General features: G+C 65.7%; 17 protein-coding genes. 9 read left to right on the forward strand and 8 right to left on the reverse strand.

Annotated elements, in window-relative coordinates; all coding sequences use genetic code 11:
* The first annotated feature begins 1 nt into the window (after position 1).
* Genes rarD through recO form a run of 3 tightly spaced genes read left to right on the forward strand, consistent with a single transcriptional unit; the run spans position 2 to position 2,141 of the window.
* On the forward strand, positions 2 to 919 hold the full coding sequence (gene rarD / locus LZ585_RS02965) for an EamA family transporter RarD (protein ID WP_390625090.1): 918 nt from the start codon (positions 2 to 4) through the stop codon (positions 917 to 919).
* Positions 920 to 971: 52 nt separating this feature from the next.
* Positions 972 to 1,403 carry a VOC family protein gene (locus LZ585_RS02970; RefSeq protein WP_234855736.1) on the forward strand — a complete coding sequence of 144 codons (432 nt, stop codon included), beginning with the start codon at positions 972 to 974 and terminating at the stop codon, positions 1,401 to 1,403.
* Positions 1,404 to 2,141 (forward strand): DNA repair protein RecO, encoded by a 738-nt coding sequence (gene recO, locus LZ585_RS02975; RefSeq protein ID WP_234854969.1) that lies wholly within the window; start codon positions 1,404 to 1,406, stop codon positions 2,139 to 2,141. It begins immediately after the preceding gene.
* An 8-nt stretch (positions 2,142 to 2,149) separates the two neighbouring features.
* On the opposite strand, the gene LZ585_RS02980 is transcribed toward recO, so the two are convergent.
* The gene (locus tag LZ585_RS02980) at positions 2,150 to 2,626 is read right to left on the reverse strand and encodes an META domain-containing protein (protein ID WP_234854970.1); all 477 of its coding nucleotides are present in this window, start codon (positions 2,624 to 2,626) and stop codon (positions 2,150 to 2,152) included.
* A 78-nt stretch (positions 2,627 to 2,704) separates the two neighbouring features.
* Positions 2,705 to 4,312 (reverse strand): acyl-CoA dehydrogenase family protein, encoded by a 1,608-nt coding sequence (locus LZ585_RS02985; RefSeq protein ID WP_390625091.1) that lies wholly within the window; start codon positions 4,310 to 4,312, stop codon positions 2,705 to 2,707.
* 160 nt (positions 4,313 to 4,472) lie between these two features.
* Between LZ585_RS02985 and LZ585_RS02990 the strand changes: the two genes are divergently transcribed.
* From LZ585_RS02990 to rnr, 4 genes are read left to right on the forward strand one after another with little or no spacing between them, the layout of a single operon-like run.
* Complete coding sequence (locus LZ585_RS02990) at positions 4,473 to 5,237, forward strand: sulfite exporter TauE/SafE family protein (RefSeq protein WP_234854971.1); 765 nt, start codon at positions 4,473 to 4,475, stop codon at positions 5,235 to 5,237.
* Between the two features lies 1 nt (position 5,238).
* Positions 5,239 to 6,375 carry a succinyl-diaminopimelate desuccinylase gene (dapE, locus tag LZ585_RS02995; RefSeq protein ID WP_234854972.1) on the forward strand — a complete coding sequence of 379 codons (1,137 nt, stop codon included), beginning with the start codon at positions 5,239 to 5,241 and terminating at the stop codon, positions 6,373 to 6,375.
* Positions 6,372 to 6,788, forward strand: a complete 417-nt coding sequence (locus LZ585_RS03000) for a GNAT family N-acetyltransferase (protein ID WP_234854973.1) — start codon at positions 6,372 to 6,374, stop codon at positions 6,786 to 6,788. The genes dapE and LZ585_RS03000 overlap by 4 nt, the downstream gene beginning before the upstream one ends.
* Before the next feature lie 11 nt (positions 6,789 to 6,799).
* A complete protein-coding gene (gene rnr / locus LZ585_RS03005; protein WP_234854974.1) occupies positions 6,800 to 9,043 on the forward strand; it encodes a ribonuclease R in 2,244 nt (747 codons plus the stop codon).
* Between the two features lie 65 nt (positions 9,044 to 9,108).
* Here rnr and LZ585_RS03010 read toward each other — a convergent pair whose 3' ends face one another.
* Both LZ585_RS03010 and LZ585_RS03015 read right to left on the reverse strand, forming a co-directional pair.
* The gene (locus tag LZ585_RS03010) at positions 9,109 to 10,614 is read right to left on the reverse strand and encodes an HlyD family type I secretion periplasmic adaptor subunit (RefSeq protein WP_390625092.1); all 1,506 of its coding nucleotides are present in this window, start codon (positions 10,612 to 10,614) and stop codon (positions 9,109 to 9,111) included.
* The gene (locus LZ585_RS03015; protein WP_234854975.1) at positions 10,611 to 12,362 is read right to left on the reverse strand and encodes a type I secretion system permease/ATPase; all 1,752 of its coding nucleotides are present in this window, start codon (positions 12,360 to 12,362) and stop codon (positions 10,611 to 10,613) included. The genes LZ585_RS03010 and LZ585_RS03015 overlap by 4 nt, the downstream gene beginning before the upstream one ends.
* Positions 12,363 to 12,493: 131 nt before the next feature.
* Here LZ585_RS03015 and LZ585_RS03020 point away from each other — a divergent pair, with 131 nt between their 5' ends.
* On the forward strand, positions 12,494 to 13,261 hold the full coding sequence (locus tag LZ585_RS03020) for an MlaA family lipoprotein (protein WP_234854976.1): 768 nt from the start codon (positions 12,494 to 12,496) through the stop codon (positions 13,259 to 13,261).
* Entirely contained in the window at positions 13,251 to 13,850 is a 600-nt protein-coding gene (locus tag LZ585_RS03025) for an MlaC/ttg2D family ABC transporter substrate-binding protein (protein ID WP_234854977.1), read from the forward strand. Before LZ585_RS03020 ends, LZ585_RS03025 begins: the two co-directional genes overlap by 11 nt.
* A gap of 19 nt (positions 13,851 to 13,869) precedes the next feature.
* Here LZ585_RS03025 and LZ585_RS03030 read toward each other — a convergent pair whose 3' ends face one another.
* The 4 genes from LZ585_RS03030 to LZ585_RS03045 form a co-directional block, all read right to left on the reverse strand.
* Positions 13,870 to 15,324, reverse strand: a complete 1,455-nt coding sequence (locus LZ585_RS03030; RefSeq protein ID WP_234854978.1) for a calcium-binding protein — start codon at positions 15,322 to 15,324, stop codon at positions 13,870 to 13,872.
* A gap of 135 nt (positions 15,325 to 15,459) precedes the next feature.
* Positions 15,460 to 16,519, reverse strand: a protein-coding gene (locus LZ585_RS03035) for an IS630 family transposase (RefSeq protein ID WP_234853224.1) whose coding sequence is annotated in 2 segments (ribosomal slippage) — positions 15,460 to 16,048 and positions 16,047 to 16,519 — 1,062 coding nt in all. Because the reading frame shifts where the segments join, the coding sequence is not laid out codon by codon here.
* Positions 16,520 to 16,867: 348 nt separating this feature from the next.
* Positions 16,868 to 19,120 (reverse strand): transglycosylase domain-containing protein, encoded by a 2,253-nt coding sequence (locus LZ585_RS03040; protein WP_234854979.1) that lies wholly within the window; start codon positions 19,118 to 19,120, stop codon positions 16,868 to 16,870.
* Positions 19,121 to 19,281: 161 nt separating this feature from the next.
* Positions 19,282 to 20,685, reverse strand: coding sequence for an ammonium transporter (locus tag LZ585_RS03045; protein WP_449301142.1), 1,404 nt, complete (start codon positions 20,683 to 20,685; stop codon positions 19,282 to 19,284).
* Positions 20,686 to 20,750 lie beyond the last annotated feature (65 nt).

Consider the following 20,750-nt stretch of genomic DNA (forward strand, 5'->3'; position numbering starts at 1 on the left):
AATGGGCATGAGCAACACGCCCCCTTCCGGTGATTCCCTGCGCGGCCTGATCCTGGCCACCGCGACCTATGTGTTGTGGGGCTTTCTGCCCTTGTTCATGAAGGAACTGGCCCATGTCCCCCCGTCCGAGGTGATCGCGCATCGCGTGCTGTGGTCGCTGCCCATCGCGCTTGCGGTCCTGATGCTGCAGCGGCGCTGGGCCGAGGTGGCGGGCGCCCTGCGCCAGCCGCGCCTTTTGGGCATGGCGATGGTGACGGCGGCGCTGATTTCGGTGAACTGGATGATCTATGTCTGGGCGGTGGGCAACAACCACGCGCTTGACGCCGCGCTTGGATATTACATCAACCCGCTGTTCAGCATCCTGATGGGCGCCACCCTGCTGCGCGAGAAGATGAGCAGGGCGCAGATGGCGGCAGTCGCGCTTGCTGCGCTGGCGGTGGTGGTGCTGACGGTGCAGCTTGGGCGGCTTCCGCTGGTCGCAATCGGGCTGATGCTGACCTGGGGCTTTTATGCCTATTGCAAGAAAAGCCTGCCGCTGGGCCCGACCCAGGGCTTCACGCTCGAGGTGCTGCTGCTGACGCCCCCGGCCCTGGCCTATGTGATCTGGCTGACGGCCAGCGGCGGGTCGCATTTCGCCACCGGCAATGCTTGGGACACGATCCTGCTGATCGGCTGCGGTCCTGTCACCGCCGTGCCGCTGATCTGCTATGCCACGGCGGCCAAGCAGTTGCGGCTGTCCACCATCGGCATCCTGCAATACATCGCGCCGACGATGATCTTTCTGACCGCCGTCCTGGTCTTTGGCGAGCCCTTCGGCGCGGCGCAGATGATCGCCTTTCCGATGATCTGGGCGGCCCTTGTCATCTATACCTTGTCGATGCTGCGCGGGGCAGGGGCACGGCGCCGGGCTATGTCCTGACTTGGCAGCGCCCCGGCCCCGTGCCAAGCTGCCAGCCGGAGGTGCCATGTCCTTGTCCCGTCAGCGCATCACGCTTGTCACCCTGGGCGTGGCCGACATGGACCGCGCACGGGCCTTTTACGAAGCCTGGGGATGGTCGCCCCATGCCGGTTCGCAGCCGGGCGTGACATTCTATCAGATGAACGGCGCGGTGCTGGCCCTGTTCGGGCTGGCCGATCTGGCCGCCGATCAGGGCAGGCCGGGCGCGGGGCTGGGAACCGGGGCGGTCACGCTGGCGCAGAACTGCCCCGATGACAGGGAAACCGACACGGTGTTCCAGGCAGCCATCGACGCCGGCGCCACGGTTCTGAAGCAGCCCGAAAAGGTCTTCTGGGGCGGCTATTCGGGATATTTCGCCGATCCCGATGGCCATGTCTGGGAAATCGCCACCAATCCCTTTTGGCCGCTGGCCCACGACGGGTCGCTGACCCTGCCGGATGCGTGAATGGAGTGGCAGGCCGAAGGCACCGTCCTGGCGCGGCGCCAGCATGGCGAGACGGCGGTGATCCTGGACGTGCTGACCGACCTGCATGGCCGCCATTCCGGGCTGGTGCAGGGGGGCGTATCCCAGAAACGGGCGGCGATGCTGCAACCGGGATCACGGCTGGATCTGCGGTGGCGGGCGCGGCGGGACGACCAGCTTGGCACATTCGCGGTCGAGCCGGTGCGGCTTCGGTCAGGGCTGATGGCCGATCCGCTGGCCTTGGCGGGGCTGAACGCGGTCTGTGCGCTGCTGGTCTTTGCCCTGCCCGAACGCGACCCGCATCCGGCGCTGGTGGCCGATACGGAACGCCTGCTGGACCTGATGGAAACCGGCACCGACTGGGGCGCCGATTACCTGCACTGGGAAATGCGCCTGCTGGAGGAGATGGGCTTTGGCCTGGATCTGTCCGCCTGCGCCGTGACGGGCGGGCAGGAAGGCCTGGCCTATGTCAGCCCGAAATCGGGCCGCGCCGTCAGCCGCGAAGGGGCGGGGGAATGGGCTGACCGGCTGCTGCCCCTGCCAGGCATCCTGGGCGGGGCGGGCGACAATCGCGGGCATGGCCTGGCCGAGGGACTGGCGATCACCGGGCATTTCCTGACCGCGCGCATCGCGGGCGAACTGGTGGGCCGCGCGGTTCCGGCCGCCCGCCAGCGTCTTGTGGACCGGCTGACGCGCGGCCAGCCGAAGAACGGTTGCTGACCGCCTTCTTATTGGCCGGCTCGTGCCTGATCGACCGCCGTGACCTGGGCCTGCGCCCCGGTCACGCCGCGTTCGAAGATCAGCCAGGTTTGGGGCGATTTCACCTTCAGCACGCCGCCGTAATATTCCATCTCGGTCGCCGATTGCAGGACCGAAAAGAAGCGGTTTTCAATCGTGGTGTTCTTGCCGCAGGGGACGTTGGTCCTTTGCAGCGGCGACAAGGCGACCAATGGCAGTTCCGCGTTGTTCTTGGCGCCATAACCGTTGCAGGGGCCGCGGCCCGACACGGTGGTCTCGGCAATGGTCAGCGTCATGTTGCGCAAGGGCACGGTCGCGCCATCCATGCCGACCAGGGCATAATCGCCCCCCGGGATGAAGCCCCGGTCGTTGACCGGATCCACGGCGGGCGCGGGTTCGCAGGCGGCAAGAACAAGGGCTGCGGCGGTCAGCGCGCCGAATGTGCCAAGTCGGGCAAGGCGGGGCATGAGGGAAACTCCTGTGGGCGATCGTCGAGGGGAATGCGGCAAAACCGCTTTGGTTGCAGCACCCTAGACGAAATGCGATCAGCCTAACAGACGCCGGGCGATCACTTGCGCCTGAATTTCCGCTGCACCTTCGAAAATATTGAGGATGCGTGCATCGCACAACACCCGGCTGATCTGGTATTCCAGCGCAAAGCCGTTGCCGCCATGGATTTGCAGCGCATTGTCGGCACTGGCCCAGGCCACTCGCGCGCCCAGCAGCTTGGCCATCCCGGCTTCCAGGTCGCAGCGGTGGCCGTGGTCCTTTTCCCAAGCGCTGAAATAGGTCAGCTGCCGCGCGACCATGATCTCCACCGCCATCATCGCCAGCTTGTCGGCCACACGCGGAAAGGCGATCAAGGGCTTGCCGAACTGCTTGCGGTCAAGCGCGTATTGCAGGCCCAGTTCCAAGGCGTTCTGCGCCACGCCGATGGCGCGGGCGGCGGTCTGGATCCGGGCGGATTCGAAGGTCTGCATCAACTGCTTGAAGCCCTGGCCGGTGACGCCGCCCAGCAGGTTTTCTGCCCGGACGGCAAAACCGTCAAAGCCAAGCTCGTATTCCTTCATGCCCCGATAGCCCAGCACCTCGATTTCCCCGCCGGTCATGCCCGGGGTGGGGAAGGGATCGGCGTCCGTGCCCGGCGTCTTTTCGGCCAGGAACATCGACAGTCCGCGATAATCGGTGGTGTCGGGATCGGTCCGCGCCAGCAGCGTCATCACATGGGTGCGCGCGGCATGGGTGATCCAGGTCTTGTTGCCGGTGATGGTCCAGGTATCGCCATCCAGAACCGCCCGCGTGCGCAGGCTGCCCAGGTCGCTGCCGGTGTTTGGTTCGGAAAACACCGCCGTGGGCAGGATTTCCCCGGACGCAAGGCGGGGCAGCCAATGGGCCTTCTGCGCCTCGGTGCCGCCGCCCCCGATCAGTTCGGCCGCAATCTCGCTGCGCGTTCCCAGCGAACCCACACCGATATAGCCGCGCGACAGTTCCTCGGACACGACAACCATCGCCGCCTTGGACAGGCCCAGGCCGCCGAACTCCTCGGGGATGGTCAGGCCGAAGACGCCCAGCTCGGCCAATTCCGCGATGATCTCCATCGGGATCAGCTCGTCCCTCAGGTGCCAGCCATGGGCGTGCGGGACCACCTTGTCGTCGGTCCAGCGGCGGAACTGGTCGCGGATCATCTCCAGATCCTCGTCCAGGCCCGAGGCTCCGAAGGTGGCGCTGCCCTTGTTTTCCGCAATCAGCGCGGCCAGCCGGGCGCGGGCCTCGCGTGTGTTCCCCCCCATCAGGGCGCGGGCCGCCTCGGACGGCTCCCACTTCACCCCCAGGTCGGACAGCCGGGCGAATTCCGTCTGGCTCATCGGGATGCCGCCTGCGATCTGGGTCAGGTATTCGCCAAAGCCGATCTGGGTGATCAGGCCTTCGATTTCGCCACCCACGCGGGCGGACCAAGCGGCAAGCTGGCGCAGCGCCTCGACATAGGTTGCCAGCCAGGACAGCGCATGGGCTGCGTGCTGGTGAGTTTCCATCCCCTCGGCATCGAGCTTGCCGTTGACGGTAACCAGGCCGCGCAAGGATTCGGTGGCGCGCGATTGCAGTTGGGCCAGGTCGGACAGGACAGAGTCGGTCTGGTGCGGCATGTCTTTCATGGTCTGAACCCCTTTTGCGGCATTGCGGCATGGGTAGCGCCTTCGCAGGCGCAGCGCAACAATTATGCGCACGAAGCCCCCAACAGGAACGAAAATGTCCGCGCGGGAATGGCGCCAAGCGGCATTTTCATTTCCTGCCGGGGCGTTTAGCGTGGCCCGGATGTTTGGATTGGATCCCTGGCAGTTCTGGACGATCTTTGCCGTCACGGCCTTTGCAGGCTTTGTGAAGGGCGCCATCGGATTCGCCATGCCGCTGATCATGGCCTCGGCCTTCGCCTCTATCCTGCCGCCGCAAACGGCGCTTGCGGCATTGATCCTGCCAGTGCTGACGACGAACTTTCACCAGGCCCTGCGGCAAGGACCTGCAGCGGCGATCCAGTCCATCGGCAACTTCCGCTGGCACATCGCCATGGTGTTGGTGGCGATGGCGATTTCGGCAGGATTGGCACGGTCGATTCCGCAAGGGCTGATGTATGCGCTGCTGGGCGGACCGATCCTGGCCTTTGCCCTGTGGCAACTGGCGGGCAAGCCCCTGGCCCTGTCCATCCATCACCGCCGCCGGGTCGAGATCCTGACCGGCATCATCGGCGGGCTTTACGGCGGCATCTCGGGCATCTGGGGGCCGCCGCTGATCGTGCTGCTGCTGTCCCTGGGCGTGCCGAAGCAGGAACAGGTGCGGGTGCAGGGCGTCGTCTTTCTGCTGGGCGCGATGGGGCTGACGGTGGCACATCTTCTGTCCGGCATCCTGAACGCGCAGACGATCCCCCTTTCGGCGGCGCTGTGCATCCCGGCCTTCGCGGGGATGCTGGCGGGCTTTGCCTTGCAGGATCGCATGGATGCCGCACAATTCCGCCGCTGGACGCTGGTCCTGCTGGTCATCACCGGCCTGAACCTTGTCCGCCGCGCCCTTTCAGACTGGATTTGACATGATCGACGCCGCCGACCTGACCGCCCGCCTGATCCGCTGCCCGTCCGTGACGCCCAATGAAGCGGGCGCCCTTGTCCTGCTGGGCGACCTGCTGGCGGAAGCGGGGTTCGAGGTTCACCGGGTGGACCGCAACGGCACGCCCAACCTGTTCGCCCGCTGGGGCCGCAAGGGGGCGCGTGCCCTGGGCTTCAACGGCCATACCGACGTGGTCCCGCCGGGCGACCTGGGATCCTGGACCCATCCCCCCTTCAGCGGCCATGTCGAGGACGGGATCATCTGGGGACGCGGCGCGACCGACATGAAATCCGGTGTCGCGGGTTTTGTCGCCGCCGCCATCGACTTCGTGCGCGAGACGCCCCCCGACGGCGCGGTGATCCTGACCATCACCGGGGACGAGGAAGGCCCGTCCCGCGACGGCACCACCGCCATCCTCGACTGGATGGAGGCGAATGGCGAACGCATGGATGCCTGCATCGTCGGCGAACCCTCGAACCCGGAAATCATGGGCGAGATGATGAAGATCGGCCGGCGCGGATCGGCCACCTATACGGTCACCGCCAAGGGGGTGCAGGGCCATGCCGCCTATCCGCACCGGGCGAAAAACCCGCTGCACGCCCTGACGGCATACCTGAACGACCTGATCGCCGCGCCGCTGGACGGGGGGACGGATCACTTCGACCCGACCGGCTTGCAGATCACCAGCATCGACTGCGGCAATCCGGCGTCCAACGTGATCCCGGAAACCGCGCGGGCGGTGGTCAACATCCGCTTCAACGACCTGCATACTGGGGCCAGCCTGGAAGCCGAACTGAAGGCCCGCGCTGCCCGCGTGACCCAGGCCACCGGCGTCGCCCTGACCATCGACAGCCAGATCAGCGGCGAGGCCTTCCTGACCCAGCCCGGCCCCTTCGTGGATCTGGTCCGCAGCGTGGTCACGCAGGAAACCAACCGCCAGCCGGTCCTGTCCACCACGGGCGGCACTTCGGACGCGAGGTTCATCAAGAACCACTGCCCGGTGGTCGAATTCGGCCTTGTCGGCGCCTATATGCACCAGGTGGACGAACGCGTGCCCGTAGCGCAGGTCCAGCAGCTCAAGACCATCTACCAGCGGATCCTGGAAAAATATTTCGAATGAAGATCGAACAGACGACCGACCTTGCCGCCTGCCTTGCCCTGCGCCGCACCGTGTTCATCGAGGAACAGCGTGTTCCCGAGGATCGAGAGATCGACGACCTGGACGGCGGCGCCATCCACCTGCTGGCCACTCACGAAAACCAGCCGATCGGCAGCGCCCGCATCCTGCTGGACGGCGACACGGGCAAGATCGGCCGCGTCTGCGTGCTGCCCAGGGCGCGCGGCACGGGCCTGGGCGCGGCGCTGATCCGGGCGGCGCTTGACGTGCTGCGCGTGCAGCCGGGCATCACCCGCGCCAAGCTGGGGGCGCAGACCCACGCGCTCGGATTTTACGAAAAGCTGGGCTTTACCGCATATGGTCCCGTTTACGACGATGCCGGAATCCCGCATCGTGACATGACCCGCGACCTTTGAAGGACCGACACATGGCCCAGATTCCCAGCAAGGAACAGATCATGGAATGGGTCGCGGACAATCCCGACGCCAATTCCAAGCGCGACATCGCCAAGGCCTTTGGCATCAAGGGCGCCGAACGGATCGAGCTGAAGCGCCTGCTCAAGGAGCTTGAAGCCGAAGGTCAGCTTGAACGCCGCCGCCGTCATTACCAGGACGCCGAGCGTCTGCCCCTTGTCACGGTGCTGGAACTGCTGCCCCCTGACGGGTCCGGCGACCTGTTTGCCCGGCCCCTGGAATGGCAGGGCGAAGGCCCGATGCCGCGCATCCATTACGCCCCCCGCGACACCGATCCGGCCCTTGGCCGAGGCGACCGCTTCCTGGGCCGCCTGGTCGAGGTGCAGGGCGAGGATTATCAATACCAGGCCCGCCTGATCCGCCGAATCACCGCCGCGCCCCACCGCATCACCGGCATCTTCCGCAAGGAAGCCGAGGGCGGCCACATCGTCCCCATCGACAAGGGCCAGGACCGCGAATGGCGCGTCCGTCCCGACGCCACCCAGGGCGCGCAGAATGGCGAACTGGTTCAGGCCGAACAGGTCGGACCCAAGGGCCGGCTGGGCCTGCCGATGGCGCGGATCATCGACCGGCTGGGCGACCCGTCCGCCCCCCGCGCGGTCAGCCTGATCGCCATCCACCAGCACGGCATCCCCGACGATTTCCCCGATGCCGTGATCGCCGAGGCCGAGGGCGCCAAGCCCGCGACCATGAAGGGCCGCGAGGATCTGCGCGACCTGCCCTTGGTGACCATCGACCCGTCAGATGCGCGCGACCACGACGATGCGGTCGCCGCCCATATCGAGGAGGACGGCGGCGCGACCATCTGGGTCGCCATCGCCGATGTCGCCCATTACGTCACCCCCGGCTCGGCCCTGGACCGCGAGGCCTGGCTGCGGGGCAATTCAACCTATTTCCCCGACCGCGTGGTCCCCATGCTGCCCGAGGCGCTGTCGGCCGACCTGTGTTCGCTGCACGAGGGCGTGGATCGCCCGGTGATTGCCGTCCGGATGCGGCTGGACGCGCAGGGCAACAAGATCGGCCATAACTTCCACCGCGGCATGATGAACAGCCGCGCCAGCCTTGCCTATGAACAGGCGCAGGCGGCGGCGGACGGCAACCCGGATGCGCAAACCGAACCGCTGCTGGACAGCGTGATCCGTCCCCTGTGGCACGCTTATGCCCTGCTCAAGGACGCGCGCGCCCGCCGGCAGCCGCTGGACCTGGACCTGCCGGAACGCCGGATCGAGCTGACCCAGGATGGGCGCGTCAAGGCGGTCAATTTCCGCGAACGCTTCGACGCCCATCGCCTGATCGAGGAGTTCATGGTCCTGGCCAATGTCGCCGCGGCCGAGGAACTGACCCGCCGCCAGCGACCGCTGCTGTTCCGCGTCCACGAGGAACCCAGCCTCGCCAAGATCGACGCGCTGCGCGAGGTGGCCCAGGCATCAGGCTTCACGCTGGCCAAGGGGCAGGTGCTGCATACCAGCCACCTGAACCGCCTGCTGGCCCAATCGGAAGGCACCGATTTCGACGAGCTGATCAACATCAGCACGCTGCGGTCGATGACCCAGGCCTATTACCACCCGGAAAACTTCGGTCATTTCGGCTTGGCGCTGAAAAGCTATGCGCATTTCACCTCGCCCATCCGGCGCTATTCGGACCTGGTGGTGCATCGCGCGCTGATCAGCGGGCATGGCTGGGGCAAGGACGGATTGTCGGGCCAGGATCTGGACCGTTTGTCCGAAACGGCCACCCATATCAGCGAAACCGAACGCCGCAGCATGGCGGCCGAGCGCGACACGACCGACCGCTATCTTGCGGCATACCTCGCCGAACGCGTGGGAACCGAGATGACGGGCCGCATCAGCGGCGTCCAGAAGTTCGGCGCCTTTATCAAGCTGGACGAAACCGGGGCTGACGGGCTTCTGCCTATCCGCGCCATCGGGCAGGAATATTTCCACTTCGATCCCGACGCGCAGATGCTGATCGGCAGCGATACGGGGCTGGAAATCGGCTTGGGCCAGCGCGTCACCGTGCGCCTGGCCGAGGCGATCCCGATGACCGGCGGCTTGACGCTGGATCTGCTGGAACTGGACGGCCAGCCGCTGCCGCGCGACCCGCAAAAGGGGCGGCGCGGGCGCGGACCCCGGCCCATGTCCACCAAGTCCCGGCTGGCCGAAATCAAGCGCGCCACCAAGCGGCGCCGCAAGCGCTGACCTTGTCGGCATCCATCTTGGCCTAACTGTCCCGCAGGGTGTGGGCGCGCGAAGCCCCCACCGTCTCAGCTTTCGCGGAACGCCCGGTTGAAGTAATCCGTCAAGGGCTTCATCAGATAGGCCATCGGGCTGCGCTCGCCTGTCTGAATAAAGACCTCGACCGGCATCCCGGGGATCAGGGCCAGGTCGCCCAGCTTGGCTAACTGGTCGGCCGGGATGGTCACTTCGGCCCGGTAATAGGGCATCTGCGTCGCCTCGTCCATCATGGCATCGGCCGATACCCGGCCCAGCACGCCGTCGATTTCCGGCGTGGTGCGCGAGGAAAAGGCCGAAAACCGCAGCACGACCGGCTGGCCTGCCTGCACTTCGTCCACGTTGATCGTGGCCAGGCGCGCGCTGACGACCAGCGGGCGATCCTGCGGGATCACATACAGGACCGGATCGGCAGGGCGGACCACCGACCGGGGCGTCGTGACCTGCATGTTATAGACGATCCCCGCCGCGGGCGACCGGATGTCCAGGCGGTTGATCTGCTCGATCAGCCCCCGGCGGCGTTCGGCCAGTTCCAGCTCACGATAGCCCAGGTCGCGCAGTTCGGTTTCCGCCTCCTCGCGCCGTTCGGCGCCAAGGCGCAGGCGCTGGATGTCCAGTTCGGTCTGGCGCGTCTCGGCGGCAGCGCGGCTGGCCTGCAATTCACCCACCTGGCCGTCGAGGCTGGCCGCCTCGCGTTGCAGGGCCAGGACGCGGGACGCCTGTGCCAGGCCACGATCCAGCAGGGATTGCTGGTCTTCCAGTTCCTCGGCGATCAGGTCGCGCTGCCGGTTCAGGGCCGCGATCTGCGCGTCGATGCCATCGACCTGCTGGCGGACCTGTTCGGATTGCTTTTCCAATTGCTGGATCGACTGGCGCAGCGTGTCGCGGCGGGTTTCGAACAGGCTGCGCTGTCCCGCGATCAAGGCTTGCAGATCGTCATTTCCTTCGGCGGCAGTCAGCAATTCCTGCGGGATCTGCATCGTCCCTGAATCGCCGCGTTCAGCCTCCAACCGGCCACGACGGGCGAGGATTTCGAAATACTGCCCTTCGACAATGGCGTGTTCCGTGCGCAGCAGGCTGCCGTCCAGGCGGATCAGGGGCTGGCCTGCCTCGACCGATTGGCCGTCCTTGACCAGGATGTCCTCGACCACGCCGCCGTCGGGATGCTGGACGATCTGGCGCTGCTGTTCGACCTCGACCTGGCCCGATGCGACGACCGCCCCTGCAATCCGGCTTTGCATCGCCCAGACGGTAAAGCCGCCCAGCAGCACAACAACGGCAAACAGGCCGGTCAGCAAGGTCCCGCGCACCGACCAGCGGGATGGATCGGGGGGCGCGATGGGCCGGGGCGGTGCGGGGGGCGAGGGCGGCTGCACCTGGGGATTCGGCTGGGCAGGGGCCGTCTGCCGTGGAGCGGACCGGGGGATTGGCGCATCGGCCGGGGGTGCGATGCGGCTGGACAGGATGCCGGTCTGGATCCCCGACGGCCGCGGCGCGGGGTTCCCGTCGCCTTCGGGCTTTTTCGGATAGTCGCTCATGATACGCCCCCTGTGCGTCCGGTTTCCTGCGATTTCAGGATCTGCGCGGAATTCTGCACCATTTCCTGCAACACCTTGTCGCGCGGCCCGAAGGCGCGGCGGATGCCCTGTTCCATGACCAGAAGCAGGTCGCATTCGTTGATGGCCGCAGGCCGGTGCGCCATGATGATCACGCAGCCGTTCTGCGCCTTGATCCGCCGGATCGCCGCGTTCAGCGCCATCGACCCTTCGTTGTCGAGGTTCGAGTTCGGTTCATCCAGAACCAGCAGCACCGGATCGGGATAAAGCGCGCGCGCCAGCCCGACCCGCTGGATCTGCCCGCCCGACAGCCGTCCCGTCGCCTGGCTGATGCGGGTGTCATAGCCTTGCGGCAGGTCCAGGATCATCTGGTGCGCCGCAGCAGCCTGCGCCGCGCGCACCACGCGGGCCGGATCCATGTCGGGCGACAGGCGGGCGATGTTTTCGGCAATGGTGCCGTCGAACAGCGTCACCTGCTGGGGAAGATAGCCGATCATGTTGCCCAGCACGTCGGGGTCGTATTGATCCAGCGTCGCACCCCCCAGCCGGATTGACCCGGCACCCACCGGCCACGCACCGATCAATGCCTTGGCGAGCGTTGATTTCCCCGCGCCCGACGGCCCGATCACCCCAAGCGCCTGGCCCGGCGCCACGGCAAAGGACACGCCGCGCACGGTTGCCACGTTCTGACCCGGAGGAGCGACGGACAGTTGCCGAACCTCCAGCACGGCGTCGGGGCGGGGCAGGGGGGTGTGGTTCACCTGCGCAGGCTGCCGGGACAAGAGCCGGGCCAGCCGCTCCCACGCGTCTTGGGCGGATTGCACCATGGGCCAGCCGCCGACCAGTTGTTCGACCGGGGCAAGCGCCCGGCCCATCATGATCGAACTGGCGATCATCCCGCCCGGTGTCATCGCCTGCTGCAAGACCAGCCAGGCCCCCGCGGCCAGCATCGCGCTTTGCAGGAACAGGCGAAAGCTTTTGGAAAACACCGTGAAGCCCGAGGACAGGTCGGCGCCCTTGACGGATTGCTCCTGCGCCTCGGCCCGCGCCTTGCGCCAGCGGGCATAGGTGGCGCCGCGCATCCCCAAGGCCCCGATCACCTCGCCCTCGTCCCGATACAAGTCCGCCATGCGCTGCGCCTGGGCCGAGGCGACGTTGGCTTGTTGCAGGGGCGTCCTGGTCAGCGTCCGGTTGGCCAGGGTGGCGACCACCAGGATCGCCCCGCCGATGGTCGCGACCACGCCCAGCAGCGGATGAAAGATGTAAACCGCTGCCAGGAACAGCGGCGCCCAGGGCAGGTCGAATGCCGCCAGCAGCACGGGCGAGGCGATCAGCCGCTGGACCCCGTCCAGATCGCGCATCCCGCTGGCCGCTGCCGCCGATTCGTCGCCAGAGATGGCGCCTTCGCGAAGGGCCGCGGTAAAGACCCTGCCCTCCATCCGGTCCTGGAACCGCGCGGCGATCCGCCCCATCACGCGGGCACGGATGAAATCCACGAAACCCATCAGCAGGAACAGGAACACCACCAGCACGAACAGCGCCGTCAGCGTTTCCACGGAACGGGATGCCAGCACCCGGTCATAGACCTGCAGCATGAACAGCGGTCCGGTCAGCATCAGCAGGTTCACGACTGCCGAAAACAACGCGACCGCGCCGAACAAGGGCAGGCCGGCTGCACGCGCCCTGCGCAGTTCCTTGGCGCCTTCCTGGAAAGCGGGCGACTTGCTCATTCATTCATCCTTCATCGTTCAGCCATCGTGGCGGCCTTGCCGCAGGCCCCGCGCGCCAGTATGCGATGATCGCTGGCTGCCGTCATGCGTCCTGTTTTATCCCGAAAAGGTTAGGAGATCCTTTGCGTCCCTTGTCCCTTGTCGTTCCGCTGGCCCTGGGCGTGATTCTGGCGGGCTGCGCGTCGGAACCTGTGATGCAGGACGGCATTCGCGTCAACGACCCGTTCGAGGCAGAGAACCGCCGCGTTCATGCCTTCAACAAGGGATTTGATCGACGGGTGGTCGCCCCCGTGGCCAGGCTCGCCTCGTCTGGCAACGATACGGGGGACGGACCGGGCGCGATGGATCTGGTCATCAATGCCGGGTCGAACCTGTCGCTGCCCGGCAAGGTGGTGAACAGTGTCCTGCAAGGCCGCCCCGAACCCGCGATCAAGAATTTTTTCCGCTTTGCGGTCAATACGACGCTGGGAATAGGGGGTCTGCTCGACCCTGCCGGCCAGGACTTCGGGCTGCCCGAGCAGGATACGGATTTCGGCGAAACGCTGGCCGTCTGGGGCGTGCCCGAAGGAGCCTATTTGGAATTGCCGATCCTGGGGCCTTCGACCCAGCGGGACGCAGTGGGCAAGGTGGTGGATTTGGTCATCGATCCGCTGAATCACCTGCTGCACCGGGGTGGGGCATGGGCGGCATTTGGCCTACGCGCCGCCTCAAAAGCCGGTGATCGGGCGCGATTCGGCGACACGGTGGATAGCGTTCTGCAAGACAGTGCGGATAGCTATGCCCAATTGCGGCTGATCTATCTGATGCACCGCCGCCATGAATTGAACGAAGGAGGGACCGACATTGACCCCTATGCCGACGCAGCCGCAGTTGATGCCGTCGACCCCTATGACCCGTGACCGGCGTGGCGCCTTGGCGCTGTTCGGGGCGGCGGCGGCGCTGTCCCTGGTCCCCATGCATGGCTGGGCTCTCGACTCGGGCGAGGCCCGCGCCCTGATCGATACCGCCTTGGGCGAGGTGTACCAGGTCATCAATTCAGGCCAGCAGCCCGCCCGGCTGTATCGCGATTTCGAGGCCATCTTCGTGCGATACGCCGATGTCGATGTGATCGCCCGGTCCGCCCTCGGGCCCGCCGCGCGGCAGGCTGACCCCCGCGCCTTGTCGGATTATACGCAGGCTTTCCAGGGCTATATCGGCCGCAAATACGGCAAGCGGTTCCGCGAGTTCGTCGGGTCCAGGATCGAGGTGACAGATGCGCGGCCGCTGAAAAGTTTCTACGCCGTCACCTCTGTCGCCTATCTGAACGGCCGCGCCCCGATGGAGGTCGAATGGCATGTGTCGAACAAGTCCGGCCAGAACAGGTTCTTCAACATCATCATCGAGGGCGTGAACATGCTGGCCAGCGAACGCGCCGAGATCAGCGCCATGCTGACCGCGCGGCGCGGCGATCTGGCGGCGCTGACGGCGGATTTGCAGGCGGCGGGCTAAGGGCCGCCTGCAACGGACATCACAGCAGGAAATCGCCCGCACTCAGAGCGTTCTGCCCCAGAACCACGATTTCGAAATCCGCTACCTTGTCGCCGGTGACATCGGCCCGGACCATCAGATTCGCCCCCGTCTTGAGATACCAGACCGAATTGGCGGCAGCCGTCGTGCCCGAGAAGTCAAACACCTGATTACCCGCGGTCCGCGTATTGGCGTCCAGGGCGCGCAGGTCGATGTCGTCCACCCCCGTGCTGAAGTCCGCGATGCGGTCGCGGCCCGCGCCAGCGGTGCTGTCGGACAGGGTGTTGAAGATGAACACGTCTCGTGCTGAATCCAGACCGCCGGCAAGTCGATCAGCGCCTGTGCCGCCGTTGAGCGTGTCCCGCCCGGCCCCGCCGTTCAGGATGTCGTTCCCCGCACCACCCATCAACAGGTTGGCTGCGGCATTGCCTGTCAGGCTGTTGTTCAGCGCGTTTCCTGTTCCGCTGATCGCGGCCTTGCTGGTCAGGATCAGGTTCTCGACCTCGCCCCGCAATTTGAACGATGCGCTGGCCCGCACAAGGTCGATGCCCCGTCCCGCGGTCTCGGCCACCTGGTCCCCGGTATTGTCGGCGATATAGATGTCATTGCCAGCGCCGCCGCGCAACAGGTCGATGCCCGTGCCGCCGTCCAGCCAATCCGCGCCGTCGCCGCCTGTCAGGGTGTCGTTGCCCGCCCCGCCCTCCAGCTGGTTCGCGCCCGCAGTTCCGGCCAGGATGTTGTTCAGGCCATTGCCCTTGGCATTGAGATTGCCGGTGCCCACCAAGATCAGGTTTTCAAGCTGGTATCCAAGGATCGTGCTGAACGTGGCGCGGACCGTGTCGGTGCCTTGGCCCATCGCTTCGGCAATCGCATCCGCCGCGTTGTCCAGGACATAGACATCATCGCCCGCCCCGCCGCGCAGGGTATCGGCCCCGGCGCCGCCATCCAGCCAGTCATTACCGATTCCCCCGTCAAGCAGGTCATTGTCGATCCCGCCCAGCAAGGTGTCGTTGCCGCCGTTCCCAAACAGGCTGTCGGCGCCGGTGCCGCCCACCAACTGGTTGGCCACGCCGTTTCCGGTCAGGCGGTTCGCAAGCAGGTTGCCGGCCCCGTTGATCGCGGCACTGCCGGTGAGGGTGAGGTTTTCGACGTTCGAGGCGAGGGTGTGTGTGAAACTGGCGTTGACGGTATCACTGCCGCCGCCCGCAAGCTCAGCCACCGTGTCGCCCAAGGTGAGGTGATAGGTATCGTTGCCTGCCCCGCCGGTCAGGACTTCAGCCGCGCCTGTACCGCGGAGAATGTCGTTCTCGCTGCCGCCCGTGGTCAGGTTGTCGTCAAGGATACGGATTTCTATTGTCTTGTAGTTACTTCCATCCTCGAATGAAAAGCCCCCCGTGCCGTTGACTTGAACGACCAGATACGCAGTATCGACAGCTTCCTGGATGTCGTCCTGCATTGCAGAAATTGAAAAAGGCTCTCTCTTTGTTTGGGGGAAGTTGCTGACGATCATCATCGAGCCGCTGCCTGACGCTCCGCCGATATCAGAGTTCTGTGCCGTTCCTCCGGTAACCGTCGTGTAATACCAACGGCATTATCCACTGACCTGCGCCCAATCGCGTGAGGTGATTGAAGCGACGCGTTCCGGCATTGCGAGGAGGGTGTTCCAGGCATCGCAGCAGACGTCGACAATGGCGTCGTAGCTGTCGAAGACCCGGTTCGCGAGGGTGTTCTGACGGAGGAACTGCCAGAGGTTCTCGACCGGGTTCAGTTCCGGACTGTAAGGTGGCAGTGGCAGCAGGCTGATGTTGGGCGGGATGATGAGGTCTGTGGAGCTGTGCCAGCCGGCGCCATCGAGAACAAGGAGCGCGTGTGCACCGGGCGATACCTGCCCGCTGATTTCGGCCAGGTGGGCGTTCATCGCCTCCGTGTTCGCGTAGGGCATGACGAGCGCCGCACCGATCCTGCGGGCCGGGCAGACCGCCCCGAAGATGTAGGCCCAGGCGTAGCGGCAGTCTTTTGGCGCCCGCGGGCGTGTGCCCTTTCTCGCCCACACGCGTGTCAATGTTCCCTGCTGGCCCACCCTGGCCTCATCTTGGAACCAAATCTCCAAGGGCTTTCCTTGCGCTTCGTTAGGCAAGGCTGCGCGCGCCAGTTCGGCAAAGTTTTTTATATACCGCTTGCGCTTCGCCATCGGCCTGCGGATGGCGCGGCCGGACTGAGAGACGCGCAAAGCCGAGCCGGTGAAGGATCGCGCTCATGGTCCTCTCCGCCACGCGAATGCCAAACCGCTGGTCAACCACGTTGCAGAGGTCAATCCGACGCCAACGCACGACCTTATCCGTCGACGGGTCAGGCCCCGTTTCGACGATCACGGCAAGTTCGCGCATCTGCTCGGCGCTGAGCCGCGCTGGCCGCCCGGAAAGCGGCCGATCGACAAGGCCGGCCAGCCCTTCGGCATTGTAACGATGAACCCAGTCACGCAGCGTCTGCCGATCCATACCGCAGCTTTGTGCCGCTTCCGTCCGGCTTCGCCCGTCAAGCACATGCGCCAGCGCAAGCATCCGGCGCGACGCTCGCGCGTCCTTCACTTGAGCCGCCTCCCGCCGCAGATCCGATGCTGAAAGGTCCGTGCGTGTGATGCCCACTGCCATCCTGATCCTCCTCCGCCTTGCAAGGGAGTGAATCAGAGGTCGGCCGCAAAGCAAACCATCTTCAGAGTCGATGGTTCATGCCGCTGGTATAATAGGACCAAGTGATCTGATGGTTGAACAACTCTAGAAGTTCGAGGCTTATCGAACGTGTCTGATCTTCGCGAATTGTGATAGTGTCAGGAACTGTAAGTCTGGCATATGCCGCGGGAAGCCTTCATTAAATGTCGCGCTTGAACATTGTCGCGGAATATTCAGTAAGGACTTCCCGGCATGAAGCAACTCTCTGCGCGCATCTTGGATTCAGTACTGCAAGATGTATCGCATCCGCCACAGGCAGGCCAAAGGGGATCAATTTCCCCCCAAGATCCCGTTCAACGCCCGACTTAGCGCATCGTCGGAACTCGCCGTGCTGCTGTCGCCCGGTGTCTGCGGGGCCGTGACCTGCGTCGGCGTGCCTGCCGCAGGATTGGCCGAGTTCACCGCACCGGCCAATGCCGCCGCCAGCGGGTCGTCGGCGGAACCGGAGGTCACGACCTTGGGTGCGCCGTCGTTCGACAGCAGGATGCCGCTGCCGTCCGGGGATACCGTGGAGAGAGGCAGTTCCGGCAAGCCCTCGTGGATGTCGGTCATCACCGCCTGCCAGATCTCGGCGGGCAAACCGCCGCCGGTGACCCCCTTCAGGGGCGTATTGTCGTCATAGCCCATCCAGACACCAACCACATATTGTTCGGAAAAGCCCACGAACCAGGCATCGCGATAGCTGCTGGTGGTGCCGGTCTTTCCCGCGACCGGACGCGAACCCATCTTGGCGCGCCCGCCGGTGCCGCTTTCGATCACCTGCTGCATCATGTAGATCAGCTGTCCCGCGGCGCGCTGGCTGATGACGCGGCCGCCCAGGCCGCCCGACTGGCCCATCAGCGGCTGATCGTCGCCCGCGATGCGCAGTTCCACTAGGCCGTAGGGCGCGACCGAGGTGCCGCCGTTGCGAATGCCCGCATAGGCGCCGGTCAGTTCCATCAGCGTGGCCTCGGACGCGCCAAGGCCCAGCGAGGGGCTGGTGGTCAGGTTGCTGACGATGCCGAAGTCATGGGCGATGCGGCGGACCTCGTTGCGGCCCACGGCCTCTTGCAGGCGAATGGTGGCGGTGTTCAGCGATTGCTTCAGCGCGGTTGTCAGCGTCACCGCCCCGGAATAGCGGCGGGTATAGTTCTGGGGCGACCAGGGCTTGCCGCCGGGGATGCGGATGTTCAAAGGCCCGTCCTCGACCCGGTCGCCGGGACCGTAGCCTGCTTCAAGGGCTGCGGCAAAGACAAAGGGCTTGAAGCTGGACCCGGTCTGGCGCTTGGCCTGGACGGCGCGGTTGAAGGCGCCGTTCACGATGCTGTCGCGCCCGCCGATGATGGCACGCACGGCGCCGTCGGCGGACATCACCACGACCGCAGCCTCCGCCTTGCTGTTGTCGCTGACCTTTTCGTCGAAGATCCGCTTCAGCGCCCGTTCGGCGGCCGTCTGGATGCGCGGGTCGAAGGTGGTGCGAATCGTCACGTCCTCGGTCGTTTCGCTGGTCAGGAAGCCGGGACCGGACTCCATCACCCAGTCGGCGAAGTAACCGCCTGCCCGCGCCTCGGCCGCCTGCGACAGGCGCGCGGGGTTGGCGCGGGCTTGGGCGACCTCGTCGGCGGTCAGATAACCTTCCTCGGCCATCAGGCCCAAGACGACATTGGCGCGTTCCTGGCTGCGCTTGAGGTTCGCGGTCGGGGCGAAATAGCTGGGCGCCTGCAAAAGCCCGGCCAGCATCGCGGATTCGGCGGCGTTCACATCAGAGGCGGGCTTGTTGAAATACCGCTGGCTTGCCGCCTGGAACCCACGAGAGCCGCCCCCCATGTAGGAGCGGTTCATGTAGATATTGAGGATGTCGTCCTTGGAATACTTGGCTTCCAGGGCCAGCGAATAGGGGACTTCCTTGATCTTGCGCCACAGCGAACCGACGCGGCAGTCCTGTTCGAACGCGGCCTCGTTCTTCCAGCGGATCGGATCGAAGGTCTCGCCCAGGCACAAGAGCTTGGCGACCTGCTGGGTGATGGTCGATCCGCCATGGCCTTCCAGCGGGCCGCGCCCCTCGGCCAGGTTGATGCGCACGGCACTGGCGATGCCGCGCGGGCTGATGCCCAGATGGCCGTAGAAGCGGCGATCCTCGGTCGCGATCACGGCTTCCTTCAGCACCGGGGCGATCTTGTCGCTGGTGACGGCGCCATAGGTTTCGCCACGCCAGGCAAAGACCTTGCCGTCATTGTCCAGCATGGTGACGGACCCGCGTGCGCGGGCGTCGAACAACGCCTCGGGCGCGGGCAGGCCGGCATAGAAATAGGCGGTGGCGGCCCCCACGATCAAGGCCAGGACCATGGCCAGGCGCCAGGCCGATCCCCACAGGATGCGCCAGATCAGGCTGACCGTGCCGGCGATGGTGCGCACCACCACATTGCCGCGCCGGACGCGGCCCTTATGGCGGCGAACGGCCGGCTTCGCCTCGGCCTCGGCCGCGCGTTTGTCGGCAACGGGGCTGCGGCCCGTGCGGTTCGGGGTGCCGGTCGGTCGTTTCATGCGTCAGGGTGCCCGCGTTCTGCCAAGGCCATTTTTCGGCCAAATTGCGCGTCACCCTATACCAAGAATTGTCTGGGGGGAATTGGCCTGACCAATCCGTGATTTGCACAAGGAAAAGGCCCGGCAGGGGTGCCGGGCCTTTGCAATGCTGCGGGATGCCTTCAGTTATAGGCGTTTTCCCCGTGGGTCGTGATGTCTAGGCCCTGGCGTTCGTCATTGACGGTAACGCGCAGCCCGATCAGCGCCTTGACGACATGGATCGCGACAAAGGACACGATGCCCGACCAGACGATGGCGATTACCACGCCCAGGGTCTGGTTCCAGACCTGCCCGCCCATCGAGAATTCCGCCACCGCATTGGCGCCGTAATCGAAGACGCCCGTCCCGCCCAGCGACGGGGCCGCAAAGACGCCCGTCAGGATCGCCCCCACGATGCCGCCGATGCCGTGGATGCCGAACACGTCCAGGCTGTCGTCGATGCCCATGCGCGGCTTCATGCTGATGACGAACCACATGCACAGCAGGCCCGCGATCAGGCCAATGGCGATGGCGCCCATCGGGCCTACGAAACCGGCCGCCGGGGTGATGCCCACCAGGCCCGCGATGGCGCCCGAGATGCCGCCCAGAAGGCTGGGATGGCCGCGGAACGCCCATTCGCCAAAGGACCAGGCCAGCACGCCTGCAGCGGTGGCGACGGCGGTGTTGACCATGGCAAGCGCGGTCAGCCCGTTGGCCTCAAGGTTGGAACCGGCGTTGAAGCCGAACCAGCCGATCCACAGCAGGCAGCCGCCAATCAGCGTGAAGGTCAGGTTGTGCGGGGCCAGCAATTCCTTTTTATAGCCGATGCGGGGACCGGCGACCATGGCGGCGACCAGGCCCGCCACGCCTGCGTTGATGTGAATGACCGTGCCGCCCGCGAAATCCAGGGCGCCATGGCCGAACAGCAGGCCCGAAGGCGCGTCATAGGCCGACGGCCCGCCCCACCACCAGACCATGTGGGCCATGGGCAGATAGGACAGGAAGAACCAGATCACGATGAACAGCAGGATGGCGCTGAACTTCAGCCGCTCTGCCGTCGCCCCGACGATCAGGGCGGATGCGATGCAGGCGAAGGCCATCTGGAAGATCACGAAGGACAGTTCCGGGATCACGACGCCTGCCGAAAACCCTTCGATGTTGGACCCGGTTGTCACGCCCGACAGGAACATTTTGGACAGCCCGCCGATATAGGGGGTGAAAACTGTCACGTCCTCGGCGGTGCCTGCGCCGGTAAAGGCCAGCGAATAACCAAAGGCCACCCACAGGATCGCCATCACGCTGAACACGGTCAGCACCTGCATCAGCACCGACAGCATATTCTTGGCGCGCACCAGCCCGCCATAGAACAGCGCCAGCCCCGGCAGCGTCATCATCATCACCAGGATGGCCGAGATCAGCATCCAGGCCGTGTCGCCCTTGTCGGGCACGGGGGCGGCGGCCTCGACCGCGACCACGGCGTCCTGCGCGAATGTGGGTGCCGCGAGCAAAATCGCGGCACCGGCAATAAAGGGAGCAGCCCTTGTCATCATCATATCCCCTTCCATGCGGCGCCGGCGCGCCGCGACGCCCTTTCATGGGGCGGCGCGCCAGG

Origin of the sequence: Paracoccus everestensis, from assembly GCF_021491915.1 — a bacterium.
Taxonomy (GTDB): Bacteria; Pseudomonadota; Alphaproteobacteria; order Rhodobacterales; family Rhodobacteraceae; genus Paracoccus; species Paracoccus everestensis.